Genomic DNA, 26534 nt, shown 5'->3' with positions numbered 1-26534 from the left:
AGCATGGCTCCGAACCCTCAGACTGGCTCGACCGCGGTGCGCCGCCCGCGTTCCGCGCTCTCGCTCGTGCTGCTCCTGGCGATCGCCTTCGCAGTCGCGGCCTTCGGCGGGCTCTCCACCGCGGGCAATGTCGACGGCTGGTACGCGGCCGCCGAACAGCCCGCCTGGACTCCCCCGAACGCCGTGTTCGGTCCGGTCTGGACGGTGCTCTACACGCTGATGTCCGTCGCGGCCTGGCTCGTCTGGCGCACACCGGACTCCGTCGCCCGGCGCCGCGCGCTGGGGCTCTACGTCGCGCAGTTGGCGGTCAACGCCGTCTGGACGCCCGTGTTCTTCGGTCTCGAGCCGTTCCTCGGGGCGCCCGCGCTGTGGATCGCCCTGGTGATCATCGTCGTTCTCGACGTGCTCGTGATCGCCACCCTCATCCGCTTCGCCCCGCTGTCGCGACTCGCGGCCGCATTCTTCGTTCCCTACGCGCTGTGGGCGCTGTATGCGACCACCCTCAACGCGGGCCTGGCGGCCCTGAACTCCTAGGCCTGACCGGCCTCGGCGAGGGGGAACAGCGCGCCGATCTCGGCGAGCTCGGCCGCGGACGCCCGCCAGCCCGAGCCGGCGGCCGCGTTGCCGCGGATCTGCTCCGGCGTCGTCGCGCCCGCGATCACGCTCGACACGACCGACCGCCCGAGGAACCAGCCGAACGTCGCCTCCAGCATCGAGATCCCGCGTTCGGCCGCGAACGCCTCGAACGCCTCGATCGCATCCCACGGCGCCTCGTCGGCGATGTGCGGTCGCTGGCGGGAGATCCGGGTGTCCGCGGGTCGCTCGGTGCGCGAGAACTTGCCCGTGAACAAGCCGTTCGCCAGCGGGAAGAACGGCAGGAATCCGATGCCGACCTCCTCGCAGGCGGGCAGCACCGCGCGCTCCACCGTGCGGGCGAGCAGGTTGTACTCGTTCTGCGCGCTGACGAACGGTGCGACGCCGAGTCGGGTCAACGCGTCCGCCGCAGCGCGGATCTGGTCGCCGTCGAAGTTCGAGTGCCCGTACGCGGCGATCTTGCCCTCGGCGACGAGCTCGTCGAGCGCCGCGATCGTCTCATCGATCGGCGTGCCCGGGTCGGGGGTGTGCTGCTGGTACAGGTCGATGCGCTCGATGCCCAGCCGCGTCAGCGATCCCTCGACGGCGGCACGGATGTAGGGGCGCGAGCCCGGTGCGCTCTCCCCCGCCAGCGCGGGCGCGAACTGCGCGTGCCCGAACTTCGTCGCGATCACGAGGTCGTGCTCGCGCCCGGCGAGCACCTGGCCGAGCAGCGTCTCGCTCAGCCCGAACTCCGCACCGTAGATGTCGGCGGTGTCGAAGAGGGTCACGCCGGCGTCGATCGCGGCATCGATCACCTCGCGCACGCCGTCGACGGTCGCGGTCCGGGTTCCGGCGCGGCCGAGGTTGTTGCAGCCGAGTCCGATCGCGGAGACGAGGGGGCCGTGGGTGCCGAGGCGACGTGATTCCATGAGGGAAAGCCTACGGCGACGGCTCCTCCCCGAGCGGCCGCGCGGCGTCGTTCCCACCGTGTCCGATTCCCGCTCGTCCGCCCGGCGCGCGCTCGTTACGCTCGAGACATGTCCCCCACCGATGCCCGACCGCACTCGCTGCGACGCCTCGCCTCGCCGATCGGCAGAATCGAACTTCTCGGCGACGGCACCGCCGTCACCTCACTCGCCATCGAGCGCGACGGAGCGCTTCCGCACGACGAGCTGCCGGAGTCGAGCGACGCCGTGCTCGATCGCGCCGCCGCGCAGCTCGACGAGTACTTCCGCGGCGCGCGCCGCACCTTCGACGTTCCCGTCTCGCTCACCGGCACGGCGTTCCAGCGCGCCATCTGGGAGCAGCTCATCGCGCTCGACTGGGGCGAGGTCGTCTCCTACGGCGAGCTCGGGCGCGCGACCGGGCGAGCCACCGCGGGTCGCGCCGTCGGCGGTGCCGTCGGCGCCAATCCGGTGCCGATCATCGTGCCGTGCCACCGCGTGCTCGGCGGCAGCGGGCGCATCACCGGGTACAGCGGCGGCGAGGGCGTCCCGACGAAGGCGTGGCTGCTGGCGCACGAGGGCATCCCGCACTCGCTGCCGCGCAGCGGTGCCGCGTGACGGGCCTCGTCGCGGGGGCGGACGGCCGGTCGCGCTGCGCCTGGGTCGGCAACGACACCGAGTACACCCGATATCACGACGAGGAGTGGGGCGTCGCGCTGCACGGCGACCGCCCCCTGTTCGAGAAGCTCAGTCTCGAGGGCTTCCAGGCGGGGCTGTCCTGGATCACGATCCTGCGTCGGCGCCCGACGTTCCGTGCCGCGTTCGCCGGCTTCGACATCCCGACCGTCGCGGCGTTCGGCCCGGACGACGTCGAGCGCCTCATGGCGGATTCGGGCATCATCCGCAACCGCGCCAAGATCGAGGCGACGATCTCGAACGCGCGGATCGTCGCTGCGCTCACCGAGCACGACCCCGGAGCCCTCGACCGGCTGATCTGGAGCTTCGCCCCCGCGGAGTCGCCGCGGCGCACCGGGCTCGCCGATGTCCCCGCCACCACACTGGAGTCGACGGCGGCGAGTCGCGCCCTCAAGAAGCTCGGGCTGCGTTTCGTCGGACCGACCACGCTCTACGCGCTCATGCAGTCGGCGGGGCTCGTCGACGATCACGTCGACGGCTGCTGGCGGGCCGGAACGGCAGCCCGGGAGCGCTAGGCCGCCGCGCGGTGCTCGGCGACGAGCACCAGTTCGCCGGCCTCGCCGGGTTCGAGCCGGATGCCCTCATCGCGCGCCCAATCCCTCAGATCGGACTCATCGCCTGGCCACGCGGGGCTGGTCAGCAGCGCGCGAGCGAATTCGCCCTTGCCCGCCTTGTTGAAGTGGTTCAGCGCGCGTCGGCGGCCGTCGCCGTCCTCGGTGACCACGCGCAGGAAGCGCGAACCCGCCGGCGCCGGGCCGAGCGCCGCATAGGCCTCGGAGCGGGCGTCCAGCACGAAGCCTCCCGCCGCGCGCTCCGCGAGCGCGGCGGCCGCGGCCGCCGCCCAGTGCCGTCGCAGGGTGACACCGGGAAGACGCGAATCCGCCGAAAGACGGTAGGCCGGGATCGGATCGAGCGCTCCCACCAGGCCGAACAGCGCCGACGCGATGGCGACGCCCTCCCCGGCGCGCACGCGAGCCTCGGGGGGCAGCGTCGCCGCGTCGAGCGCGTCGAAGAGCACGCCGTCGAAGCGGTCGAGGGCGGGCATCGTCACGGAGTCCTCGACCTCGCGATTGAGTTCGATGAGAGCGCCCTGCGTGGCACCCAGCTTCAGCGCTCGGCGCGCCGCCTCCGGGTCCTGGCAGAGCGCGCGCAGCGCCGCCAGGCTCTCCCGGCGCGCATCCGTGAGGCCCGCGAAGCTCAACAGGCCGAGGTCGAGACGCGTCCCCGGAGTTCCCCCGGGTCGCTTGGTCTCGGAGGGGGGCAGAAGAAGCAGCACGTCGATCAGCCCACGGCGAAGCGCAGCGCCTCGGCGACGTTCTCGTCCACCGGGCGCACCGAGTCGAGGCGCAGTCGCGGCACCTCGGCGCTCGGGCCGACCCACGGCTCCCACTCGTCGAGGCTCTGCTCGACGGCGTGCCAGCTCGGCTCGGCCAGATGGGCGAGCTCGCGACTGCGCGTCTCCAGGCGCTCGCGGTGCACCTCGGGATCCGAGCAGTACACCTCGATGAAGCGCGTGCGCCGCTCCCCGTGCCGCTCGGCCAGCCGCACCCACTGCAGGCGCGCCGGCTCGACCGCGTTGACGGCGTCGATGATGACCCCCGCCGCGGGAGAGCTCAGCACCGAGTCGGCGATCCTCTCGGCGACCAGGTACGCCGCGAGACCGGTCGGCTGACCGGCATCGATCCCGGCCGACAGGATCGCGGACTCGATCGGGTCGACCGACACCACCGCGAGGCCCAGCTGACGACCGAGCTGCTCGGCGATGGTCGACTTCCCGGTTCCGGGAAGCCCCGCCATCACGATGAACATGTCACTGCCGTCCGGAACGGCGCACCCGGCGTTCCGAGGCTCTAGACGAGCTCGGCAGCGCCGGCCACGATCGTGACCGTGTCGTTCTGCACCGACAGGAAGCCGTCGTTGGCACGCGCCGTGACCGTCTCGCCGTCGGTCGTGGTGACGCGCACCTCGCCCTCGGCGAGCACGGCCAGAATCGGCTCGTGCCCGGCGAGGATGCCGATCTCACCCTCGGTCGTGCGGGCGATGATCTGAGTCGCCTCACCCGTCCAGAGGGCGCGATCCGCCGAAACGACGCTGACGTTCAGCGGCATGTTAGCCGTTCTCCTTCTGGATCTTCGCCCAGTTGGCCTCGACGTCCGAGATGCCACCGACGTTGAAGAAGGCCTGCTCGGCGACGTGGTCGAAGTCGCCGCGGACGATCGCGTCGAACGACTCGATCGTGTCCTTCAGCGGAACCGTCGAACCCTCGACGCTGGTGAACTTCTTCGCCATGTAGGTGTTCTGCGAGAGGAACTGCTGGATGCGACGGGCGCGCGAGACGGTGATCTTGTCCTCTTCGCTCAGCTCGTCGACACCGAGGATCGCGATGATCTCCTGGAGTTCCTTGTTCTTCTGCAGGATCGCCTTGACGCTGGTCGCGACGCGGTAGTGGTCCTCGCCCAAGTAGCGCGGGTCCATGATGCGGCTGGACGACGACAGCGGGTCGACAGCCGGGTAGAGGCCCTTCGACGCGATCTCGCGGCTGAGCTCGGTCGTCGCGTCGAGGTGCGCGAAGGTCGTGGCCGGGGCCGGGTCCGTGTAGTCGTCGGCGGGAACGTAGATCGCCTGCAGCGAGGTGATCGAGTGGCCGCGGGTCGAGGTGATGCGCTCCTGGAGGATACCCATCTCGTCGGCGAGGTTCGGCTGGTAGCCGACCGCGCTCGGCATGCGGCCGAGCAGGGTCGACACCTCGGAACCGGCCTGCGTGAAGCGGAAGATGTTGTCGATGAAGAGCAGCACGTCCTGCTTCTGCACGTCGCGGAAGTACTCCGCCATCGTGAGCGCCGACAGGGCGACGCGAAGACGCGTTCCCGGCGGCTCGTCCATCTGGCCGAAGACGAGGGCGGTCTTGTCGAAGACGCCCGCCTCCTCCATCTCGTGGATGAGGTCGTTGCCCTCACGGGTGCGCTCACCGACACCGGCGAACACCGACACACCGCCGTGGTCCTGCGCGACGCGCTGGATCATCTCCTGGATGAGGACGGTCTTGCCGACACCGGCGCCTCCGAAGAGGCCGATCTTTCCACCCTGCACGTACGGGGTGAGGAGGTCGATGACCTTGATGCCGGTCTCGAAGAGCTGCGTCTTCGACTCCAGCTGGTCGAAGGCCGGGGGCTTGCGGTGGATGGGCCAGCGCTCGGTGATCTCGAGCTTCTCGCCGGGCGCGGCGTTCAGCACCTCACCCATGACGTTGAAGACCTTGCCCTTGGTGATGTCGCCGACGGGCACCGAGATCGGCGCGCCGGTGTCGGTCACGGCCTGACCGCGGACGACGCCGTCGGTCGGCTTGAGCGCGATCGCGCGGACCAGGTCGTCGCCGAGGTGCTGCGCGACCTCGAGGTTCAGCACCGTGGTCACACCGTCGATGGTGATCTCGGTCTGCAGGGCGTTGTAGATCCCCGGGATCGCGTCGTGCGGGAACTCGATGTCAACGACCGGGCCGGTGACGCGCGCGACGCGGCCAACTCCGGCGGGAGCCGAGGCCTCAGCCTTGGACTTCTTGGCGGTTGCAGTGGGAGGAGTCATCTCTTCTGTCTTCTCTCGTGGGGAATTACTTCGCCGAGCTCAGTGCGTCGGCGCCGCCGACGATCTCGGAGATCTGTTGGGTGATCTCGGCCTGACGCGCGTTGTTCGCCAGCCGGGTGTAGTCGCGGATGAGCTTGTCCGCATTGTCGGATGCGGACTTCATCGCCTTCTGCGTCGCCGCGTGCTTGCTGGCAGCGGATTGCAGGAGCGCGTTGAAGATGCGGCTCTCGATGTAGACGGGCAGCAGCGCGTCCAGGACGGTGTCGGCCTCGGGCTCGAACTCGTAGAGCGGAAGCACCTCGGTCTCCGGCTCTTCGACGCCTTCGACGACCTCGAGGGGAAGCAGACGCACGACCTCCGGGGTCTGGGTCAACATCGAGACGAAGCGGTTGTACACGATGTGGATCTCGTCCACGCCGCCCTCGGAGGAGGGCTGCACGAACTTCTCCACGATCGCGGCGCCGATCTCCTGCGCGGTCGCGAACGTCGGGCTGTCGGTGTCGCCGATCCACTCGCGCTCGAAGGCGCGCTTGCGGAACTTGAAGTAGCCCACCGCACGGCGGCCGACGACGTAGTAGACGACCTCCTTGCCCTGCTCGCGCAGGAGCGTGGTGAGTTCCTCCGCCTCGCGGAGCACGTTCGCGTTGAACGCGCCGGCGAGGCCGCGGTCCGAGGCGAACACCACGATGGCGGCGCGCTCGATCTTCTCCGGCTCCGTCGTGAGGATGTGGTCCACGTTCGAGTAGGTCGCCACGGCCGACACGGCGCGCGTCACGGCGCGCGCGTACGGTGCCGAGGCGGCCACCCGCTGCTGCGCCTTCTGAATGCGGCTGGCCGCAATCAGCTCCATGGCACGGGTGATCTTCTTGGTCGTCTGGGCAGAACGGATCTTCTGCCGGTAGACCCGAAGTTGGGCTCCCATGTCGTTACTTCCTACTCGTCAGTGATGATCGTGCGAATCTCGTCGTCAAAGCTCAGCGCTTCGACTTGACGATCTTCTCCTGGTTGACGTCTTCGACCTCGATCGCCTCGAACTCCTCGTGACCGGGCGAGCTCAGCGTGCGGCCGTCACCGGTCTGGAAGCCGAGCGAGAACGCGTCGACCTCCTTCTCGAGCGCGGCGAGGGTGTCGTCGTCGAGCACGTTGGTCTCGCGCAGGGTGTCGAGCACCTTGGTGTTGCGCTTGAGGTGGTCGAGCAGCTCGCTCTCGAAGCGGAGCACGTCCTCGACGGGCACCTTGTCGAGCTTGCCGTTGGTGCCGGCCCAGATCGAGACGACCTGCTCCTCCACCGGGTACGGCGAGTACTGCGGCTGGCGCAGCAGCTCGGTGAGGCGCGCGCCGCGGTCGAGCTGGCGGCGGCTGGCCGCATCCAGGTCGGAGGCGAACATCGCGAACGCCTCGAGCGAGCGGTACTGCGCGAGCTCGAGCTTCAGCGTTCCGGAGACCTTCTTGATGCTCTTGACCTGCGCGTCACCACCGACACGCGAGACCGAGATGCCGACGTCGACCGCCGGGCGCTGGTTCGAGTTGAACAGGTCGGACTGCAGGAAGATCTGGCCGTCGGTGATCGAGATCACGTTGGTCGGGATGTACGCCGAGACGTCGTTGGCCTTCGTCTCGATGATCGGCAGACCCGTCATCGAGCCGGCGCCGAGCTCGTCCGAGAGCTTCGCGCAGCGCTCGAGCAGACGCGAGTGCAGGTAGAAGACGTCACCCGGGTAGGCCTCACGTCCCGGCGGACGACGCAGCAGCAGCGACACGGCACGGTAGGCCTCGGCCTGCTTCGACAGGTCATCGAAGATGATCAGGACGTGCTTGCCGCCGTACATCCAGTGCTGGCCGATGGCCGAGCCGGTGTAGGGGGCGAGGTACTTGAAGCCCGCGGCGTCGGAGGCCGGAGCCGCGACGATCGTGGTGTACTCCATGGCGCCGGCGTCCTCGAGCGCGCCCTTGACGGCGGCGATCGTGGAGCCCTTCTGGCCGATGGCGACGTAGATGCAGCGCACCTGCTTGTTGACGTCGCCCGACTCCCAGTTGGCCTTCTGGTTGATGATCGTGTCGATCGCGATGGCCGTCTTGCCGGTCTGGCGGTCGCCGATGATCAGCTGACGCTGACCGCGGCCGATCGGGATCATGGCGTCGATCGCCTTGATGCCGGTCTGCATCGGCTCGTGCACGCTCTTGCGCTGCATGACGCCGGGCGCCTGCAGCTCGAGGGCGCGGCGGCCTTCGGCCTTGATGTCGCCGAGGCCGTCGATCGGGGCGCCGAGCGGGTCGACGACGCGACCGAGGAACGCGTCACCGACGGGCACCGAGAGGACCTCACCCGTGCGGGTGACCTCCATGCCCTCGACGATGCCGGTGAACTCACCGAGCACGATGACACCGATCTCGCTCTCGTCGAGGTTCAGCGCGAGGCCGAGCGTGCCGTCCGCGAAGCGGAGGAGCTCGTTCGCCATCGCGCCGGGAAGGCCCTCGACGTGCGCGATGCCATCGCCCGCGTCGATGACCGTTCCGACCTCGGTCGTGGCCGATGCGGTCGGCTGGTATCCCGCGACGAAATCTTTGAGCGCGTCGCGGATCTCATCGGGGCTGATGGTGATGTCTGCCATGTGAATGCCTATTCGTGTGAGTGGGCTAGTGCCGCTGTATCTGGGCCGGGTCAGCCGGCAAGCTGGAGTCGGAGGTCCGCGAGGCGGGACGCGATGGTGCCGTCGACGACTTCGTCGCCAACCTGCACGCGGAGTCCGCCGAGGATGCGGTCGTCGATCACGACGTTGAGGATCGGCGTGCGCTCGTAGCGGGCCGTGAGGGTCTGCACGAGCTTCTTCTCGTGCGCCGCACTGAGCGGCGCCGCCGACGTGACCGTGGCGACGATGCGACCGTTCGCATCGGCGACGAGGTCCGCGGCGGAGCGCAGCAGCTCGCCGATGCGGCGACCACGCGGGCTCTGCACGAGGTGACGCACGATGGCGGCGGTGGCGGCGCTGATCGACGAGCCGAGCAGCCGGTCGACGAGAGCCGCCTTCTGCGTGGTGTCGCCGAGAGTGCTGCCGATCGCGAGCTCGAGCTCGGCGTCGCTGGCGACGGCGCGCTCAACCTCGAAGAGCTCGCGCTCGATCGAGGCCTTGTCGCCCGCCGACTGGGCGATCGCCCGGATGCCGATCTCCTCGATGCCGTCCAGGAACTCGCCGCGGGTCGACCACCGCGCGCTCGCCAGGTCCGACAGGAGCGCCGACGCGGTGGCGTCGAGTGCTCCGAAGATCGACGTGATCAGGGCCGACTTCTCGGACGCCTCGACGGCCGGGTCGGCGAGGACCGCGCGCAGCTGCGCGGAGCCTTCGATCGCCCGACCGGCGGAGAGCAGCTGCTCTCCGCTCGCGAGGGTGACGCCCTTGCGCGCGGCGAGGTCCTGCTTCGCCGCCGCGAGGGCGGTCCGAGTCGCCGAGCCCATTACTTGCTCGCCTTCTCGAGGTCAGCCAGGAAGCGGTCGACGACGCCGGCCGACTTCTTGTCATCGCTGAGGTTCTCGCCGATCACGCCGGACGCGAGGTCCAGTGCGAGCGAGCCGACCTCGGCACGCAGCGAGACGAGGGCCGCCTGACGCTCGGCCTCGATCTGCACCTGCGCGTTCGCGGTGATGCGCGCGGCTTCGGCGCTCGCCTGCTCCTTGAGCTCGGCGAGGATCTGCGCGCCTTCGGCACGCGCCTTGTCGCGGATCTGTGCGGCCTCGGCACGCGCCTCGGCGAGCTGAGCGTTGTACTCGTCGAGTGCGGCCGAGGCGCTGGCCTGGGCCTCCTCGGCGCGCTTGATGCCGCCCTCGATCGCGTCCTTGCGCTCGTCGAGCGTCTTGTTGACTGCCGGCAGCACCTTCCAGAAGAAGAATGCGAGCAGGACAACGAAGACGACGAGCGACCAGAAGACGTCGTAGAACTCCGGGAAGAGGAGCGAGAACTCGGTCTCGGTTTCCTCTTCGGCGGCCAGGAATGCGTTCAGCATTCCGCCTCCTTAGGTTTCGGGGTGACTACGGGAACGGGATGAAGCCGACGGCGATCGCGACGAAGGCGAGCGCCTCGGTGAACGCGATGCCGAGGAACATCAGACCGGTCAGACGGCCCTGCAGCTCGGGCTGACGCGCAACCGACTCGACGGTCTTGCCGACGACGATGCCGACGCCGATGGCCGGGCCGATGGTCGCGACGCCGAAGGCGAGCGGGGCGATGTGACCAGTGACTTCAGCGAGGTTCACGGTTTTTCCTTTCGGTGGAGAGTGTTCGCGGCGGGCGCCGGAACGATTAGTGCTCGTCGGCCAGCGAGAGCTGGATGTAGACGGCGGCGAGGAAGGTGAAGACGTAGGCCTGGAGGACGGCGACGAGGATCTCGAACAGCGTGAAGATGAAGCCGAACGCGAGGGTGCCGATGCCGAGGAAGCCGAGCAGGTTTCCTTCGGCCAGGACGGTGAAGAAGAAGAAGTGCGTCGCCGAGAAGCACAGCACGAGCAGCATGTGGCCGGCGACCATGTTCATCAGGAGACGCAGGGTGAGCGTGACCGGGCGCAGGATGAAGGTCGACAGGAACTCCATGATCGCCACGAGCGGCAGCACGATCGCGGGAACGCCCGCGGGGAACAGCGCGCTCTTGAAGAAGTTGAGCCCGTGCTTCTTGATGCCGGCGTAGATGAACATCACGTAGGCGATCACGGCGAGCACGAGCGGCAGGCCGATGACCGAGGATCCGGCGATGTTGAGGCCCGGGATGATTCCGGTGAGGTTCAGTCCGAGGATCAGGAAGAACATCGCCATCAGGATCGGCATGAAGCGCTTGCCGTCCTTCTCGCCGAGCGTCTCGATCACGATGTTCTGGCGCACGAAGCCGATCGCCATCTCGGTGACGACCTGGCCGCGACCGGGCACGACGCTCATCTTGCGGGTGCCGAGCCAGAACAGCAGCATCAGCACGGCCACGACGAGCAGCCGGATGATCATGATCCGGTTCAGCTCGAAAGGAGTACCGGCGAAGAGAACCGCATCGGGGAAGAAATCCGCGAGGGTGGGACCGTGGAAACCACCGTCACCCGTTTCGTCATCTGTGGCGAACGGGAGGAGGGAGGCGAGGGCGGAAGCTAGCAGTGCTTTCTCCTGCTTCGGGGCGTGCGGTGACGCGGGCGAATTAGGGGGAAGGTTCGCTTCACCCTATCAACATTTTCGGGTGGTCAGGGACGCTCGTCGGGCAGATCGATGTCGCTCACGTACGGAACGCGCGAACGCTGGAACGCGAGCACGTCGACGACGAGCGAGCCGAGCACGGCGACGATGACGCTGCCGAAGAACACGTACGGGTCCAACCAATCCTGGGTGCGCAGCCAGATGGCGGCGATCAGGAAGACGACGAGCTTGAGAACCCAGGCGCCGAGTACGACACCGAAGAAGAGCGGACTCCCCGGGTCCCCCGTCGTCAGCCGGGCCGCCAGCAGGATGCTCGCCGCCGTGACGCCCATGAAGAGCGCCGCCAGCGCTGCGCCGAGGACGCCGCCCCAGAGCCCCGGCATGCCGAAGACCAGGTAGCCGACGACACCGCCCACGACCGCGACGGCGATCGCCAGGATGGCGCCGTAGCGCAGGGCACGAGTCAGAATCGGGGCAACACTCATCAGGAGTCCTCTCGGTGGAGCCGACGATAGGCGTCGAGCGCCTCGGGGTCGTCGGCCGGGTCCTCGGGTGCGTCGTCGGACGCCGCATCGAGCGGGTCGAAACGGTCGAGGGGGTCGGTATCGGGGCCGTCCTCCGCCAGCTGAGCGGCGGCCTCCAGGCGCTTGCGGCGGCTGAGCGGCGCGAGCGTGACGATCGTGCAGATGGCCAAGGCCGCGAGGGTGAACGTCAGCGGCCACCACCAGTCGGCGATCACCAGGAACAGGAAGCAGCCGACGGAGGCGGCGGCGGTCCAGCCGTACAGGATCAGCACGGCGTGGAAGTGCGAGTGCCCCATGTCGAGCAGGCGGTGGTGCAGGTGCTGGCGGTCGGCCGAGAACGGCGACTTGCCGGCGCGGAGCCGGCGGATCACGGCAAGACCGAAGTCGAGCAGCGGGATCACGAGGACGGCGAAGGGCAGCAGGATCGGGATGAAGGCCGGAAGCAGTCCGCTCGCGCCGAGCAGCTGGTTGCTGTCGACGGCACCCTGCCCGGTGATCCGCGCCGGGTCGATCGTGCCGGTCACGGCGAGCGCCGAGGTGGCCATCAACAGGCCCACGAGCATCGAGCCAGCGTCGCCCATGAACATCTTCGCCGGGTGCCAGTTCAGCGGCAGGAACCCCACGCACGCGCCGATCAGCACGGCGCTGACGAGCGAGGCGAGGTTGAAGTAGTCGCTCTGCTCGGTCGGCCCGTAGGTGATCACGTAGGTGTAGATGAAGAAGACGCCGTTGGCGATGATCGCCACCCCCGCGACGAGGCCGTCGAGACCGTCGACGAAGTTGACGGCGTTCATCACGAGCACCACGGTGAATACGCTGATCACCAGCGACATCGTCGGCGAGATGAGCGCGAGCGTTCCGCCGGGGATCGGGATCGCCCCCAGCTGGACGCCCTGCCAGGCGAGCACGAAGGCGGCGATGAACTGTCCGGCGAGCTTGGTCAGCCAGTCGAGATCCCACACGTCGTCGGCGACGCCGAGCAGCACGATGATCGAGGCCGCCCCGATCACGGCGAGGATCTTGCCCGGCTCGTCGTAGACGAGCGAGAGCGGCGGCAGCAGCGCCCCGATTCCGAACGCGATCACGACGCCCGCGAACATCGCGATGCCGCCGAGTCGCGGGGTCGGCCGCGTGTGCACGTCGCGCTCGCGCACTTTCGGGTAGAGCCGGTGCTTGAGGCTCAGCCGATAGATGACGATGGCGAGCACGAACGTGACGATCGCCGCGATCAGGGCGACCGCGACGTAGAAGATCATGCGCATCGTTCGGCCCCGACCACCCGAATGATCTCGGCGTCGGGAATCACCCCGTGGCGGACGATGCGCAGCTTGCCCTCGGGATGCTCGAGCGCCGTCGCGTCGACGATCGTCGACCCGGAGCGCGGGTCGGCGCTCGGATAGCTGGAGCCCACCGGGCCGGCGTCGAGGTAGACCGCGACGCGCTCCCCCAGCATGCGCTCCGCCTCCTCGGCGGTGGTGGCGGCGGGCTCGCCGGTCAGGTTGGCGCTCGACACGGCGAGCGGCCCCGTCTCCGACAGCAGTTCGAGGGCGATCGGGTCGGCCGGCTGGCGCAGCGCGACGGTCCCGCGCGTCTCGCCGAGATCCCAGTCCAGGGTGGCGCGCGCGCGGAGGATCACGGTGAGGCCTCCCGGCCAGAACTCCTCGACGAGTCGGCGGACCTCGGGCGGCACCACCTCGGCCAGCGCGTCGAGGGTCGGGATCCCCGGCACGAGCACGGGCGGCGGCGAGGTGCGACCGCGCCCCTTCGCCTCCAGCAGCGCGTCAACGGCGTCCGGGGAGAAGGCATCCGCCGCCACCCCGTAGACGGTGTCGGTGGGGATGACAACGAGTTCGCCTCGCCCGAGCGCCGCCCGAGAAAGCCGCATCCCCGTCAGCAGCTCGGACGGGACCGAAGTGTCGTAGCGCGCCATGTCGGGTCCATGTTATCGGCGCGCGGCCGAAGGCGAGGTGCGAGAGGATGGAACGGCCATGACCCTTCTCTTTGTCTTCGACATGGACGACGTCCTCTACGACTACGACTGGCGACGCCGGATGGAGGGTCTCGTCGAGCTGACGGGGGTGCCCTTCGCCGAGCTGCGGCGACGCTGGTGGCACGACGAGGGCGAGTTCGCGGCCGAGGCCGGCGGCTTCCCCGACGCTGACAGCTACCACCGCGCCGCCCTCGCCGCCTTCGGCGCCGAGGTGAGCGTCGAGGACTGGATCAGCAACCGCCGTCGCGCGATGACCCCGTTCCCGGACTCCTTCGCCGCCGTGGCGCGGGCGCGCGAGCTCGGGGCGGTGAGCCTCCTGACCAACAACGGGCCGCTCGTGCACGCGCATCTCGCGACGCTGGCGCACGAGCTCGTCGAGCTGTTCGAGCCGGACGACCTGCGCACCTCCAGCTTCTACGGGGCGCGCAAGCCCGATCCGCTGGTCTTCGAGCGGATGCTCGAGAGCTACCGGGCCGACCCGCGCGACGTGTTCTTCGCCGACGATCTGCCCGAGAACGTCGCGAGCGCCGCGGGCCTCGGCATCACCGCGCACCGCTTCACGCATCCGGCCGGGATGCGCGCCGCCATCGAGGACTTCGCCGCGTCGCGCGGCTGAGCCGATCCGCGCTAGCGGGTGGCGGTGGTCGCGCGATCGCGACCCAGCAGGTCGCGGTGCGTCATCGTCATCCGCCAGCCGTCCGCCTCGAGCAGCGCGCGCACGGCGGGACCCTGCTGCTCGGCGTGCTCCAGCACGAGCCCTCCGCCGGGGCGCAGCCAGGCGAGCGCACGGCGCGAGATGATCCGCACGAGGTCCAGCCCGTCCGCTCCCCCGAACAGCGCCATCTCCGGGTCGTGCAGGCGCACCTCGGGATCGCGCGGGATCGCGCCCTGCGGAATGTACGGCGGGTTCGACACGACGACGTCGAAGGACTCCGCGGCGTCGGGCAGCACCTCGGCGAGATCCCCGAAGATCAGCCGCAGGTTCTCCCCGGCCAGCTCGCGCGCGTTCTGCTTCGCCCAGATGAAAGCGGCGGGCGACGCCTCCACGGCGATGACGCTCGCATGTGAGACCTCGGTCGCCAGCGAGATCGCGATCGCCCCGCTGCCGGTGCCGAGATCGAGCGCGCGCGGCTCGGGATGCGGAACCTCGAGGAGCGCGTCGATCGCGAGCTGGGCCGCGAGCTCGGTCTCCGGCCGCGGCACGAAGACGCCCGGGCCGACCGCGAGCTCGAGGTGGCGGAACGGGGCTCGGCCGGTGATGTGCTGCAGCGGCTCCCGAGCGGCACGGCGCTCGACGGCGGTCGCGACCGCAAGGTAGTCCTCGAGTCCCAGCTCCGAGCCGCCGATCGACCGCGCCTGCACCTGGCCGCGCGAGATCCCCAGGACGTGCCCGATGAGCAGCTCGGCATCAACGTCGGGGTTCGGCACCCCGGCCGCGGCGAGCGTGCCGACGGCCCACTCGCGCACGGCGTCGAGACGGCGCGCGGGTGCCGCGTCGGGGGACGCCGCGGGCTCGGTCATCACCGGGAGAGACACGATCAGGACTCGTCGCCGAGGGCGGCCAGACGGGCCTCCTCGTCGGCGCGGATGCACGACTCGATCACCGGTTCCAGCGCCCCGTTGAGCACGGCGTCGAGGTTGTAGGCCTTGTAGCCGGTGCGGTGATCGGCGATGCGGTTCTCGGGGAAGTTGTAGGTGCGGATCCGCTCGGAGCGATCCATGCCGCGGATCTGGCTGCGGCGCGCGTCGCTCGCGATCGCGTCGAGCTCCTCCTGCTGCTTCGCCAGCAGCCGGGCGCGCAGCACGCGCATGCCCGCTTCACGGTTCTGCAGCTGGCTCTTCTCGTTCTGCATGCTCACGACGATGCCGGTCGGAACGTGCGTGATGCGCACCGCCGAGTCGGTCGTGTTGACGCTCTGGCCGCCGGGTCCGGAGGAGCGGAACACGTCGATCTTGAGGTCGTTGGGGTTGATCTCGACCTCTTCGGGCTCATCGACCTCGGGGAAGACGAGCACGCCCGTCGTCGAGGTGTGGATGCGGCCCTGCGACTCGGTCGCCGGCACCCGCTGAACGCGGTGCACCCCGCCCTCGTACTTGAGGTGCGCCCAGACGCCCTGGGCGGGGTCGCTCGAGCTCCCCTTGATGGCGAGCTGCACATCCTTGTAGCCGCCGAGATCGGACTCGGTGCGCTCCAGCAGCTCGGTCTTCCAGCCCTTGCTCTCGGCGTAGTGCACGTACATGCGCACCAGGTCCGCCGCGAACAGGGCCGACTCCTCGCCGCCCTCGCCGCCCTTGATCTCCATGATCACGTCGCGCCCGTCGTCGGGGTCGCGCGGGATCAGCAGTCGGCGCAGCTTCTCGGCCGCGACCGGGATCGCCTCTTCGAGCGCGGGGATCTCCTCGGCGAAGGTGGCGTCCTCCGCCGCGAGCTCCCGCGCGGCCTCGAGGTCGTCGCTGAGCTTCTGCCACTCCGAGTGCGCCGCGACGATCCGGCTCAACTCGGCGTAGCGCCGGTTGACCTTCTTGGAGCGCGCCGGATCGGCGTGCAGCGCGGGGTCGGACAGCTGCTGCTGCAGGTCCTCGTGCTCGGCGAGGAGCCCGGCGACGGACTCGAACACCGCTTACTCCTTGTGGCCGTTGGTGCCGTTCGGCAGCGACTTCTGGATCTGCACGAGGAACTCGGTGTTCGACTGCGTCTCCTTGAGCTTGCCCAGGACCACCTCGAGCTGCTGCTGCAGTTCGAGACCGGCGAGCGCGCGGCGCAGACGCCACGTGATCTTGACCTCTTCGGCCGAGAGCAGCTCCTCCTCGCGGCGGGTGCTCGACGCGTAGATGTCGACGGCCGGGAAGATGCGCTTGTCGGCGAGCTGGCGCGAGAGGCGCAGCTCCATGTTACCGGTGCCCTTGAACTCCTCGAAGATGACCTCGTCCATCTTGGATCCGGTCTCCACGAGCGCCGTCGCGAGGATGGTGAGCGAACCGCCGCCCTCGATGTTGCGCGCGGCGCCGAAGAAGCGCTTCGGCGGGTAGAGCGCGCTGGCGTCAACGCCGCCGGAGAGGATGCGGCCCGAGGCGGGCGCGGCCAGGTTGTAGGCGCGGCCCAGTCGCGTGATCGAGTCGAGCAGCACGACCACGTCGTTGCCGAGCTCCACGAGGCGCTTGGCGCGCTCGATGGCCAGTTCGGCGACGGTGGTGTGGTCCTCCGCGGGGCGGTCGAAGGTCGAGGCGATCACCTCGCCCTTGACCGAGCGCTGCATGTCGGTGACCTCTTCGGGGCGCTCGTCGACGAGCACGACCATGATGTGCACCTCGGGGTTGTTCACCGCGATGGCCTTGGCGATCGCCTGCAGGATCAGCGTCTTGCCGGCCTTCGGCGGCGCGACGATGAGGCCGCGCTGGCCCTTGCCGATCGGGGCGATCAGGTCGATGATCCGCGTCGAGAGCTTCTCGGGCGTGGTTTCGAGGCGCAGACGCTCGTTCGGGTAGATCGGCGTCAGCTTGCCGAACTCGACGCGGTCGCCCGCGGAGTCGACGGTGAGGCCGTTGATCGAGTCGATCTTGACGATCGCGTTGTACTTCTGGCGTCCGCCCTGCTGGTCGCCCTCGCGCGGCTGGCGGATGGCGCCGACGACCGCGTCGCCCTTGCGCAGGTTGTACTTCTTGACCTGGCCGAGCGAGACGTACACGTCGTTCGGGCCGGGCAGGTAGCCCGTGGTGCGGACGAAGGCATAGTTGTCGAGAACGTCGAGGATGCCGGCGACGGGGATGAGCACGTCGTCATCGCTGATCTCGGGCTCGTCGATGTCGTTCTGACCGCCGCGTCCGCGCTTGCGGTCGCGGTAGCGGCCCCGGCCACGGCCTTCGCCGTCGGCCTGCGCGCCGCCCTGGCCGCTCTGGTCGTTCTGGCCGCCCTGCTGGCCGCGCTTGTTGCCGCCCTCGTTCGAGTCGCCGCTGCCGCCGTCGGACGCGTTGTCGCCGCCCTGGCGGTTGCCGCCGGAGCGGTTGCGGCCCCGGCCGCGGCCGCGGTTCGACGAACCGCTGTCGCCGTTCTCGGCGGACTCGGTCGCGCCCGACTCCTTCTCGCCGGTGGTGGCGGTCTTCGCCTCGTCCGCCGTGGCGGCGTCGGCGGACTGCTTGGCGGCAGCCGACTTCGACGAGGCGCGGCGGGCGCCGTTCTTCTCGGCGCTGCCGTAGGTCTTCTCCGGCAGGAGCTTCTCGAGCTCGACACCGAGCTCGGCGGCCGCGACGTGACCGCCGGTGGCGCGCACCGGCTCCGTCGAGGTCTTGGGGGCCAGTTCGGCGGCGAGGCTGGCGGCCTCGGCGCTCGAGGCGGAGGCTCGACGCGAGCCGCGGCGCGCGGGCGCGGCCTTGGCGGCGGGCGCCTCAGCGGGCGCTTCCGCGGCCGGAGCTTCGGCGGCCGGTGCGGCGTCGCTCGGCTCGGCGGCCGGAGCGGTCGCCTCGGCGGCGGGCGCGGGAGCGCCGTTCTGGGCGGCGGTGCCGTCCTGGTTGTCAGCGAGGATGTCCACGAGTTCTCCCTTTCGGAGCTTGGCCGCACCGGTGATCCCCCGTTCGGCCGCGAGAGCCTGGAGTTCGGGGAGGCGCTTGAGCGCGAGCTCAGCGCGGGCATCCGCGGCAGGGGCGGAGGCGTTGACGTCAGTCACAGTGCAGGGTTCCTTTCGGCCCGGGCACAGAACATCCCGGGGTTCAGCGCCGTCGGCTGCGGAGTCGGATGCACGAGTAATGCGGAAACCGCGGTCGGCGAGTGCCGGTGAGATCGCACCCTGTCGCGGGTTCGCGTCGCTGAGCTCTAGGCCACAGCTTCGATCGGGTGCGAGACCACTGTAGCACCACGGAAGTCGACCGCGAGAACCAGGCTGTCCCAGGTCGTCGTGGCGTTCTTCTCGATGAGATCCGTGGCCAGCAGCCGCTGCGCGGGATCGCTCCCGAGCACCAGGATCGACGGGCCCGCACCGGAGACGACGGCGGCGAGGCCTTCGGCACGCAGCATGCGGATGAGGGCATCCGTCTCCGGCATGGCGCTCGCCCGGTAGCTCTGGTGCAGCTTGTCCTCGGTGGCCTCGAGCAGAAGCTCGGGGCTCTGGATGAGCGCCGCGATCAGCAGCGCCGACCGGGACACGTTGAAGATCGCGTCCTCGTGCGGCACCGAGACGGGCTGCAGGCTGCGCGCGAGCGCGGTCGACATCGTCGTCTCGTTCGGCACGGCCACCAGCGGCGAGACGCCGCGGTGCACGATGAGCTTCTTGTGCCGCGGACCCTCCGGCGTCATCCAGGCGATCGTGAGACCGCCGAACAGCGCCGGCGCGACGTTGTCGGGGTGGCCTTCGAGCTCGGTCGCCAGGGCCAGCAGCTCCTGCGAGTCGAACTCGACGACGCCCTCGAGCAGTCCCTTGGCCGCCATGATCCCGGAGACGATGGCCGCGCCGCTCGAGCCCATCCCCCGCCCGTGCGGGATCGCGTTGCGCGCCACGAGGTCGAGACCGGGCAGCTCCTGGCCGACCGAGGCGAAGGCGTGCGCGATCGAGCGGACGACGAGGTTCGACTCGTCGGTCGGGACCTCCCCCGCGCCGACGCCCTCGACGCGCACCCGCGCACCGGGCTCGGCACTCGCGGTGACCTCGAGCTCGTCGTAGACCGAGAGCGCGAGCCCCAGGGTGTCGAAGCCCGGTCCGAGGTTCGCGGTCGTCGCCGGAACCTTCACCGTGACGGTCCGCCCGACGAGCGAGGCCGGGGCCCCGGTCACGATGACGCCGAATCGGTGGAGTTCTTGGCCAGCCCGAGCACCTCGGCGATGCTCGCGGTGTCGACCGGCACGCTCGTCGGCTGGATCTCGGCGCCGTCCGGCGTGCGCAGGGCCCACTGCGGGTCCTTGAGGCCGTGTCCGGTGACCGTCAGCACGACGGTGGCGTCCTTCGGAACGGCGCCGGCGGCCGCACGCTCCAGGAGACCCGCGACGCTGATCGCCGAGGCGGGCTCGACGAAGACGCCGACCTCGGCCGACAGGATGCGGTGAGCCTCGAGGATCGTGTCGTCGTCGATCGCGCCGAAGTAGCCGTTCGTCAGGTCGCGTGCCTCGAGCGCCAGCTCCCAGGAGGCCGGGTTGCCGATGCGGATCGCGCTGGCGATGGTCTCGGGGTGCTTGACGACCTCGCCGCGCACGATCGGGGCGCTGCCGGCGGCCTGGAAACCGAACATCCGCGGAAGCTTCGTCGTGGCGCCGCGCTCGACCTCTTCGCGGTAGCCGCGGGTGTACGCGGTGTAGTTGCCGGCGTTGCCGACCGGGATGAAGTGGAAGTCGGGGGCGTCGCCGAGCACCTCGACGACCTCGAACGCGGCCGTCTTCTGGCCCTCGATGCGGTCGTTGTTGACCGAGTTGACCAGGTGCACCGGGTAGTTGGCGGCCAGCTCGCGCGCGATGTCGAGGCAGTCGTCGAAGTTGCCCTGCACCTGCAGCAGCTCGGCGCCGTGCGCGATCGCCTGGGCGAGCTTGCCCATCGCGATCTTGCCCTCGGGCACGAGCACGGCGGCGGTGATGCCGGCGTGCGTCGCGAACGCCGCGGCGGAGGCCGAGGTGTTGCCCGTCGAGGCGCAGATGACGGCCTTCGCGCCGTGCTCGACGGCCTTGGACACCGCCATGGTCATGCCGCGGTCCTTGAACGACCCGGTCGGGTTCATGCCCTCGAACTTGACCCAGACGCGGGCGCCGGTGCGCGCCGACAGCGCGGGGGCCGGGATCAGCGGGGTCCCGCCCTCACCGAGCGTGATGATGGGCGTCGCGTCCGTCACATCGAGACGATCGCGGTACTCGTGCAGCACTCCGCGCCACTGTGCCATGTCTTTACAGTCCCTCTACTCGCAGAACGCTCGTCACCTCGGCGACGACCTCGCTCGCCTCCAGGGCGGCGACGGTGTCGGCCAGAGCGGCCTCGGTGGCCTCGTGCGTCCCGATGACCAGGGTAGCGGTCGGCGCCGGGGCCTCCTCGCCAGCGTCATGGCCGTGCTCGGGCTCGGTGGCGACCGACTGCTGCACGGCCTCGACCGAGACCTCGTGCGTGCTGAACACCGTCGCGATCTCGGCGAGCACGCCCGGGCGGTCGAGAACCTCGAGCGTGATCTGGTAGCGGGTCGTCACGCTCGCGATCGGCAGCACGGCCAGGTTCGCGTGCGTCGACTCCGCCACCCCGGGTCCGCCGATGACGTGGCGACGGGCCGCCGAGACGACGTCGCCGAGCACGGCGGAGGCGGTCTGGATGCCACCCGCTCCGGCACCGTAGAACATCAGACTGCCGGCGGCCTCGGCCTCGAGGAACACCGCGTTGTTGGCGCCGTGCACCGCCGCGAGCGGATGCGTCGCGGGGATCAGCGCGGGGTGCACGCGGGCGCTCACGCCCTCGACCCCGGTCTCGGGGTCGACGAGCCGCTCGCACACGGCGAGCAGCTTCACGACGAAGCCGGACTTCTTGGCGGCGACCACCTGGTCGCGCGTGACGCCGAGGATGCCCTCGCGGTGCACGGCGTCGAGCGGAACGGTGGTGTGGAAGGCGAGGCTGGCGAGGATCGCGGCCTTCTGCGCCGCGTCGTAGCCCTCGACGTCCGCCGTCGGGTCGGCCTCCGCGTAGCCGAGCTCCTGCGCGGTCGCGAGCGCCTCCTCGAGGCTCGAGCCCTCGGTGTCCATGCGATCGAGGATGTAGTTGGTGGTGCCGTTGACGATGCCGAGGATGCGGTGCACGCGGTCGCCGGCGAGGCTGTCGCGCAGCGGGCGGATGATCGGGATCGCTCCCCCGACCGCGGCCTCGTAGTACAGCTGGGCGCCGACCTGGCTGGCCAGCTCGAACAGCTCCGGGCCGTGGGTGGCCAGGAGCGCCTTGTTGGCGGTGATGACGTCCGCTCCGGAGGTGAGCGCGAGCGTCAGGTACTCCCGCGCCGGCTCGAGACCGCCGATCAGCTCGACGACGATGTCGGCTCCGAGGATGAGCGAGTGCGCATCGGTGGTCAGCAGGTGGCGCGGGATCTCGATGTCGCGCGGCGCGTCCAGGTCGCGCACGGCGACCCCGACCAGCTCGAGGCCGGCGCCGACGCGGGCCGCGAGCTCGTCGCCGTGCTCGAGCAGGAGACTCGCGACCTGGGAGCCGACCGAGCCGGCGCCGAGGAGGGCGATTCGAAGGTTGCGGTATTCCATCATGCGCGGGCTGCTCCCTGGGGTTGCGCGCCGAGATCACGGCGGAGAAGGTCGTCCTCGGTCTCGCGACGCACGAGCAGGCGCGCACGCCCGTCGCGCACCGCGACGACCGCGGGTCGGGTGAGGTAGTTGTAGTTGCTGGCGAGAGAGAAGCAGTAGGCGCCGGTCGCGGGGACGGCGAGCAGGTCCTGCGGTGCGACATCGCCGGGGAGGTAGTCCGCGCGCACGACGATGTCGCCGGACTCGCAGTGCTTGCCGGCGACGCGCACCAGGGCGGGCTCCGCCGAGGAGACGCGATTCGCGATCCGCACCGTGTAGTCGGCCTCGTACAGCGCGGGTCGCGCGTTGTCGCTCATTCCGCCGTCGACGCTCACGTAGAGACGCGTCGCGCTCCCGCCGTCGTCGAGGGTCACCTCGACGGGCTTCGTGGTGCCGACCTCGTAGAGCGTGACGCCGGGGGTGCCGATGATGGCGCGGCCGGGCTCGATGGCCAGATCCGGCACCGGGATGCCGTGGGCCGCGCACTCCTCCGCGATCACGCGGGCGAAGTCGGTCGCGATCTCGTCGATCGGGGTCAGCCGGTCGACGCTCGTGTAGGCGATGCCGAAGCCGCCGCCGAGGTTGAGCTCGGGGACCGGGCCCGCCTTCAGCAGTTCGGCGTGCACCGCCAGCAGCCGCCGGGCCGCCTCGGCGAAGCCGTCCGACTCGAAGATCTGCGAGCCGATGTGCGAGTGGAGGCCGAGGAAGGCCAGGCTGTCGTGCTGGCGGATGCGCGCGACCGTCTCGAGCGCCTCGGCGAGCGGGATGCCGAACTTCTGGTCTTCGCGCGCGGTCGCGAGGTACTCGTGCGTCGAGGCGTGCACGCCCGAGTTGATGCGCAGCCGCACCGGCTGCACGCGCCCGGCGGCCCGCGCGGCCGCGGCGACCCGGTCGATCTCGATCAGGCTGTCGACGACGATCGTGCCGACGCCGACCGCAACGGCGCGGTCGATCTCGGCGATGCTCTTGTTGTTGCCGTGGAACCCGAGTTCGGACGGATCCGTTCCCGCGGCGAGCGCGACGGCGAGTTCCCCGCCGCTGGCGACGTCGATCCGCAGACCCGCCTCGGTCATCCACCGCGCGATCTCGGTCGACAGGAACGCCTTGCCCGCGTAGTACACGTGCACGTCGGCACCGAGCGGCGCGAACGCGGCCGTGAACGCGGCGCGAACATGCGCCGCGCGGGTGCGCGCGTCCTGCTCGTCGAAGACGTAGAGCGGGGTGCCGAACTCCTCCGCGAGGGCGACGGCGCTCACCCCGGCGATTCGAAGCGCACCGGCCTCACCGCGGTCGGCGTGCGCGGGCCAGACCGCGGGAGCGAGCGCGTTGGCATCGACCGGTGGGCTGAGCCACTCGGGTGCCAGCGGATTTGAAGTCACAACCTGCCTCACGAGGACGTCGGAACGAAGGGTGAGGCGAGCGAACCCGGATTGGTCCCTGAAGCCGCCACACAGTCTACCGGGGTGCGGGCCGGGCTCGAATCTTCCCGCCGAGATCGGGCGGGCACGACGAATAGGGTGGCGTGATGGCCATCACCAGCCCCGCGATCACGGCGCTTCGGCGTGCCGGTGTCGTCTTCCGCGTCATGCCCACCGCCGATGCTCACGGCGAGGAGCCCACCGAGCAGACCCAGGGTCTGATCAAGCCGTTCCGTCCGGTCGCCTGCTTCGCCGTGCACCGAGCGGAGCTCCCACCGGTGTTCGTGGTGCTGTCGCCGGAGCGCACGATCTCCCGGCGCAAGGTCGCCGATGCCGTCGAGGGCACCATCACGTCGATCAGGTCGCGAGCGCCCCGCAGCGTCGCGACGCAGTTGGGGACCACGCGCCCCCGCGGGGAGCCGTCGCGGGTCATCGTGGATGCCGCCCTGGCCCAGACGTCCCGTCACCTCATGTTCCCCAGTGGCGCCCCGGACCAGATGATCGTCGTCACCGCGGCGGGCCTCATCGAGGGCTTCGACGCGCATATCTGGGATGTGAGCGACGTCCCCGTGTGGGAGCGCGTGGAGCCCTACTTCGCGGTCACTGCCGATGGGCTCAGATCGCTCGAGGCCGACAAGGAGCACTTCCACGTGGGCCGCGGTGAGATCTACTTCCCCGAGGTTCGCCAGATCGTGAGCATCGGTGCCACGGACGAGTACCTGGAGTGCTTCGACCGGGCGATCGCGGCAGCCAAGCGCCATCATCCGAAGCCGTCAGCCTCCGAGCACGCAGCAGCGCACTTCGCCTTCCTCAAGGAGCACTAGAGGCCCTGACTGCGGAGTGCGGCGACCGGTCAGTCGGCGCAGCCTCCGCGCTCCCCGGGCGCCCCCACGGCGATGTCGCTCGCGGTGAAGGTCACCACCAGCTGGTCGCCGACCACCTCGACGTCGTCGAGGACGATCGCCGCGGGCAGCATCTCGGCCAGACAGATCGGCTCCTGCTGCAGGAACATCTGCGCGAGGCCTGCGAACACGGGATTGCTCGTCAGCTCGTCGGCCGTGAGCGCCTCATCTCCGAGCCGGAAGCTCGTCGGCGTGAACACGAGCGCGCCGTCGGCGATCTCCGGCTCCACCCCCAGCCCGACGGAGAACTCGAAGCCGAACAGCTCGAGGGTGGCCGTGACGACGATCTCCGGCGCGTCGAGCGTGATGCTCTCGGGGTCCAGTCCGCTCAGCTGCGCCGCGACGGCCAGCAGATCGCCGGCATCCAGCGTGAAGCGGCCGGTGACCAGCTCGGTCGGCGAGGTCTCATCCAGCGGAACCGACTCGGCGTGCAGCTCGAGCGCTCCGGTGAGCTCCCCCAGCGTGAACTCCTCGATCTCGATGTCGATCGAGTCGAGCCGACCCGCGATGAGCTGCGGGATGACGGGCGAGCTCCCGAGGGTCACCTCGACGTCGTCAGCCGACTCGAGCTCGAACTCGGCGGCGACGCGCGCCGCGATGGTGTCGGCGACGTAGCCGCGCGCCATGCCCTCCGCCAGGACGACCGCGACGGCGAGCACCAGCACGATGACGCCGCCGAGCACCCACGGCCAGCGTCGACGCCGTCGGGGCACCCGGGTGATCGCCGTCGATTCGACGACCATCGTCTCCGCGGAGCGCGAGTGGGGAGTCTCCGACGCCGGGTTCACCCCTACATCTTCTCGGGTGCGCCGACCCCGAGCAAGGAAAGACCGTTGCGCAGCACCTGGCTGGTCGCCCGGTTGAGCATCAGCCGGGAGGCGTGCACCGGCTCGATCGGGGCATCGCCGAGCGGGATCACACGGCACGCCGCGTACCAGGTGTGGTACGCCCCGGCGAGCTCCTCCAGGTACCGCGCGATGCGGTGCGGCTCACGCAGCTCGGCGGCCTGACGCACGATCCGCGGGAACTCCGCGAGCTGCCCGAGCAGCGCGCTCTCCGTCTCGTGGGCGAGCGCTGCGGCATCGAAGGCGTCGGTCGTCACCCCCGCCTCGGCGGCGTTGCGCGCCACGGCGCAGGTGCGCGCGTGGGCGTACTGCACGTAGAAGACCGGGTTGTCGTTGGTCTTCTTGGTGAGCAGGTCGAGATCGATATCGAGCTGGCTGTCGGCGGAGCTGCGCACGAGCGCGTAGCGCGCCGCGTCGACGCCGACCGCCTCGACCAGGTCCTCCATCGTGACGACCGTGCCGGCGCGCTTGGACATCCGGACCGGCTCGCCGTTGCGCACCAGGTTCACCATCTGGCCGATGAGGATCTCGAGGTTGACGTACGGCTCGTCGCCGAACGCCGCGGTCATCGCCATCAGGCGCTTGACGTAGCCGTGGTGGTCGGCGCCCAGCAGGATCAGGTTGCGCTCGAACCCGCGCTCGCGCTTGTTCAGGTAGTAGGCCAGATCGCCGGAGATGTAGGCGCCCTCGCCGTCGCTCTTGATGACGACGCGGTCCTTGTCGTCGCCGAACTCGGTCGTGCGAAGCCACGTGGCGCCCTCGGACTCGAAGATGTGGCCGAGCTCCCGCAGACGCGCGACGGCATGCTCGACGGCGCCGGACTCGTGCAGCGAGTCCTCGTGGAAGTAGACGTCGAAATCCACCCCGAAGTCGTGCAGGCTCTGCCGGATCTCGCCGAACATGAGCTCCACCCCGTGCGCCCGGAAGTGCTCGGTCTGCGCCGCGCGATCGAGCGCGGCGAGATCGACGTCGCTGGCGGCGACGACGCGCGACGCGATGTCGTGGATGTACTGACCGCCGTAGCCGTCCTCCGGGGCGGGCTCACCGAGGTAGGACGCGACGAGCGAGCGCGCGAAGCGGTCGATCTGCGCCCCGTGATCGTTGAAGTAGTACTCGCGCGTGACGAGGCCGCCCTCGGCCGCGAAGACGCGGGCGAGCGAGTCGCCGACCGCCGCCCAGCGCGTGCCGCCGATGTGAATCGGTCCGGTCGGGTTGGCCGAGACGAACTCGAGGTTGATCGTGACGCCCGCATACAGGTCGCCGTGGCCGTAGGACTCCCCCGCGTCGACGATGCGCGCGGCGACGACGCCCGCCGCGGCGGCGTCGAGCGTGATGTTGACGAAGCCGGGACCCGCCACCGAGGCCTCGGCGATGCCGTCGACCTGGGCGAGGGCGGTGACGAGCTCGGCCGCGAACTCGCGGGGAACCCGGCCGAGGCGCTTGCCGAGCTTCATCGCGACGTTGGAGGCCCAGTCGCCGTGCTCGCGGCTGCGCGGGCGCTCGAGCGTCACATCCGCGTCGGAGATCTCGTCCGCGCGCTCCCCCGCGACCTCGCGGGCGGCGTGCAGGACAACGGCAGTCAGTTCGGCGGGATTCACGAGGGACGATCCTATCCGCCGGGCGTGGCGTGCACCGCCATCCGCCGACCGCCGCACA

At 70.1% G+C, this 26534-nt stretch carries 28 protein-coding genes; 5 read left to right on the top strand and 23 right to left on the bottom strand.

Annotation, left to right across the window (positions count from 1 at the left end):
- The first annotated feature begins 3 nt into the window (after nt 1-3).
- The gene (locus AC0L6Y_RS04095; protein WP_473556048.1) at nt 4-534 is read left to right on the top strand and encodes a TspO/MBR family protein; all 531 of its coding nucleotides are present in this window, start codon (nt 4-6) and stop codon (nt 532-534) included.
- Here the strand turns inward: AC0L6Y_RS04095 and AC0L6Y_RS04090 are convergent.
- Nucleotides 531-1505, bottom strand: coding sequence for an aldo/keto reductase (locus tag AC0L6Y_RS04090; RefSeq protein WP_473556046.1), 975 nt, complete (start codon nt 1503-1505; stop codon nt 531-533). The two genes, AC0L6Y_RS04095 and AC0L6Y_RS04090, sit on opposite strands and share 4 nt — an antisense overlap.
- Nucleotides 1506-1613: 108 nt before the next feature.
- Between AC0L6Y_RS04090 and AC0L6Y_RS04085 the strand changes: the two genes are divergently transcribed.
- Both AC0L6Y_RS04085 and AC0L6Y_RS04080 read left to right on the top strand, forming a co-directional pair.
- Nucleotides 1614-2138, top strand: a complete 525-nt coding sequence (locus tag AC0L6Y_RS04085) for a methylated-DNA--[protein]-cysteine S-methyltransferase (protein WP_473556043.1) — start codon at nt 1614-1616, stop codon at nt 2136-2138.
- A complete protein-coding gene (locus AC0L6Y_RS04080; protein ID WP_473556039.1) occupies nt 2135-2731 on the top strand; it encodes a DNA-3-methyladenine glycosylase I in 597 nt (198 codons plus the stop codon). Before AC0L6Y_RS04085 ends, AC0L6Y_RS04080 begins: the two co-directional genes overlap by 4 nt.
- Here AC0L6Y_RS04080 and AC0L6Y_RS04075 read toward each other — a convergent pair.
- The 13 genes from AC0L6Y_RS04075 to AC0L6Y_RS04015 form a co-directional block, all read right to left on the bottom strand.
- Nucleotides 2728-3492, bottom strand: a complete 765-nt coding sequence (locus tag AC0L6Y_RS04075) for a YaaA family protein (protein ID WP_473556034.1) — start codon at nt 3490-3492, stop codon at nt 2728-2730. The two genes, AC0L6Y_RS04080 and AC0L6Y_RS04075, sit on opposite strands and share 4 nt — an antisense overlap.
- A 5-nt stretch (nt 3493-3497) precedes the next feature.
- Nucleotides 3498-4025, bottom strand: a complete 528-nt coding sequence (locus AC0L6Y_RS04070) for a P-loop nucleotide/nucleoside kinase family protein (RefSeq protein WP_473556028.1) — start codon at nt 4023-4025, stop codon at nt 3498-3500.
- A gap of 41 nt (nt 4026-4066) precedes the next feature.
- The gene (locus AC0L6Y_RS04065; RefSeq protein WP_473556024.1) at nt 4067-4324 is read right to left on the bottom strand and encodes a F0F1 ATP synthase subunit epsilon; all 258 of its coding nucleotides are present in this window, start codon (nt 4322-4324) and stop codon (nt 4067-4069) included.
- A gap of 1 nt (nt 4325) precedes the next feature.
- A complete protein-coding gene (gene atpD, locus AC0L6Y_RS04060; RefSeq protein ID WP_473556019.1) occupies nt 4326-5798 on the bottom strand; it encodes a F0F1 ATP synthase subunit beta in 1473 nt (490 codons plus the stop codon).
- 25 nt (nt 5799-5823) lie between these two features.
- On the bottom strand, nt 5824-6720 hold the full coding sequence (locus tag AC0L6Y_RS04055; RefSeq protein WP_473556015.1) for a F0F1 ATP synthase subunit gamma: 897 nt from the start codon (nt 6718-6720) through the stop codon (nt 5824-5826).
- A 52-nt stretch (nt 6721-6772) separates the two neighbouring features.
- Entirely contained in the window at nt 6773-8410 is a 1638-nt protein-coding gene (atpA, locus tag AC0L6Y_RS04050; RefSeq protein ID WP_473556013.1) for a F0F1 ATP synthase subunit alpha, read from the bottom strand.
- A 50-nt stretch (nt 8411-8460) separates the two neighbouring features.
- Complete coding sequence (locus AC0L6Y_RS04045) at nt 8461-9252, bottom strand: F0F1 ATP synthase subunit delta (RefSeq protein WP_473556010.1); 792 nt, start codon at nt 9250-9252, stop codon at nt 8461-8463.
- Nucleotides 9252-9797 (bottom strand): F0F1 ATP synthase subunit B, encoded by a 546-nt coding sequence (locus AC0L6Y_RS04040; RefSeq protein WP_473556007.1) that lies wholly within the window; start codon nt 9795-9797, stop codon nt 9252-9254. The genes AC0L6Y_RS04045 and AC0L6Y_RS04040 overlap by 1 nt, the downstream gene beginning before the upstream one ends.
- 25 nt (nt 9798-9822) lie before the next feature.
- On the bottom strand, nt 9823-10047 hold the full coding sequence (gene atpE / locus AC0L6Y_RS04035) for an ATP synthase F0 subunit C (protein ID WP_473556003.1): 225 nt from the start codon (nt 10045-10047) through the stop codon (nt 9823-9825).
- 46 nt (nt 10048-10093) lie between these two features.
- Complete coding sequence (gene atpB / locus AC0L6Y_RS04030) at nt 10094-10927, bottom strand: F0F1 ATP synthase subunit A (RefSeq protein WP_473558242.1); 834 nt, start codon at nt 10925-10927, stop codon at nt 10094-10096.
- Between the two features lie 83 nt (nt 10928-11010).
- Nucleotides 11011-11448 carry a hypothetical protein gene (locus AC0L6Y_RS04025; RefSeq protein ID WP_473555999.1) on the bottom strand — a complete coding sequence of 146 codons (438 nt, stop codon included), beginning with the start codon at nt 11446-11448 and terminating at the stop codon, nt 11011-11013.
- On the bottom strand, nt 11448-12743 hold the full coding sequence (locus tag AC0L6Y_RS04020; RefSeq protein WP_473555995.1) for an MraY family glycosyltransferase: 1296 nt from the start codon (nt 12741-12743) through the stop codon (nt 11448-11450). Before AC0L6Y_RS04020 ends, AC0L6Y_RS04025 begins: the two co-directional genes overlap by 1 nt.
- On the bottom strand, nt 12740-13417 hold the full coding sequence (locus tag AC0L6Y_RS04015; RefSeq protein ID WP_473555992.1) for an L-threonylcarbamoyladenylate synthase: 678 nt from the start codon (nt 13415-13417) through the stop codon (nt 12740-12742). Before AC0L6Y_RS04015 ends, AC0L6Y_RS04020 begins: the two co-directional genes overlap by 4 nt.
- A 58-nt stretch (nt 13418-13475) precedes the next feature.
- Here AC0L6Y_RS04015 and AC0L6Y_RS04010 point away from each other — a divergent pair, with 58 nt between their 5' ends.
- Entirely contained in the window at nt 13476-14093 is a 618-nt protein-coding gene (locus AC0L6Y_RS04010; RefSeq protein ID WP_473555989.1) for an HAD family hydrolase, read from the top strand.
- Nucleotides 14094-14104: 11 nt separating this feature from the next.
- On the opposite strand, the gene prmC is transcribed toward AC0L6Y_RS04010, so the two are convergent.
- The 7 genes from prmC to lysA all read right to left on the bottom strand — a co-directional run bounded on the left by prmC (nt 14105) and on the right by lysA (nt 23092).
- Nucleotides 14105-14998, bottom strand: coding sequence for a peptide chain release factor N(5)-glutamine methyltransferase (prmC, locus tag AC0L6Y_RS04005; RefSeq protein WP_473558237.1), 894 nt, complete (start codon nt 14996-14998; stop codon nt 14105-14107).
- Nucleotides 14999-15015: 17 nt separating this feature from the next.
- A complete protein-coding gene (gene prfA, locus AC0L6Y_RS04000) occupies nt 15016-16095 on the bottom strand; it encodes a peptide chain release factor 1 (protein WP_473555983.1) in 1080 nt (359 codons plus the stop codon).
- A gap of 3 nt (nt 16096-16098) precedes the next feature.
- Entirely contained in the window at nt 16099-18138 is a 2040-nt protein-coding gene (rho, locus tag AC0L6Y_RS03995) for a transcription termination factor Rho (protein ID WP_473555977.1), read from the bottom strand.
- A 146-nt stretch (nt 18139-18284) separates the two neighbouring features.
- Nucleotides 18285-19238, bottom strand: coding sequence for a homoserine kinase (thrB, locus tag AC0L6Y_RS03990; protein ID WP_473555971.1), 954 nt, complete (start codon nt 19236-19238; stop codon nt 18285-18287).
- On the bottom strand, nt 19235-20329 hold the full coding sequence (gene thrC, locus AC0L6Y_RS03985; protein WP_473555965.1) for a threonine synthase: 1095 nt from the start codon (nt 20327-20329) through the stop codon (nt 19235-19237). Before thrC ends, thrB begins: the two co-directional genes overlap by 4 nt.
- 4 nt (nt 20330-20333) lie before the next feature.
- Nucleotides 20334-21677 carry a homoserine dehydrogenase gene (locus AC0L6Y_RS03980; protein ID WP_473555960.1) on the bottom strand — a complete coding sequence of 448 codons (1344 nt, stop codon included), beginning with the start codon at nt 21675-21677 and terminating at the stop codon, nt 20334-20336.
- A complete protein-coding gene (lysA, locus tag AC0L6Y_RS03975) occupies nt 21674-23092 on the bottom strand; it encodes a diaminopimelate decarboxylase (RefSeq protein WP_473555956.1) in 1419 nt (472 codons plus the stop codon). Before lysA ends, AC0L6Y_RS03980 begins: the two co-directional genes overlap by 4 nt.
- Before the next feature lie 146 nt (nt 23093-23238).
- On the opposite strand from lysA, the gene AC0L6Y_RS03970 reads away from it, so the two are divergent.
- Nucleotides 23239-23955 carry a hypothetical protein gene (locus AC0L6Y_RS03970; RefSeq protein ID WP_473555951.1) on the top strand — a complete coding sequence of 239 codons (717 nt, stop codon included), beginning with the start codon at nt 23239-23241 and terminating at the stop codon, nt 23953-23955.
- 29 nt (nt 23956-23984) lie between these two features.
- Here the strand turns inward: AC0L6Y_RS03970 and AC0L6Y_RS03965 are convergent, their stop codons facing one another.
- A complete protein-coding gene (locus AC0L6Y_RS03965) occupies nt 23985-24821 on the bottom strand; it encodes an LmeA family phospholipid-binding protein (protein ID WP_473555947.1) in 837 nt (278 codons plus the stop codon).
- A 2-nt stretch (nt 24822-24823) separates the two neighbouring features.
- Nucleotides 24824-26476 (bottom strand): arginine--tRNA ligase, encoded by a 1653-nt coding sequence (argS, locus tag AC0L6Y_RS03960; protein ID WP_473555941.1) that lies wholly within the window; start codon nt 26474-26476, stop codon nt 24824-24826.
- Nucleotides 26477-26534 lie beyond the last annotated feature (58 nt).

The organism is Pseudolysinimonas sp. 10J20-29 (assembly GCF_055809595.1).
This window is presented reverse-complemented; position numbering and strand designations above follow the sequence as displayed.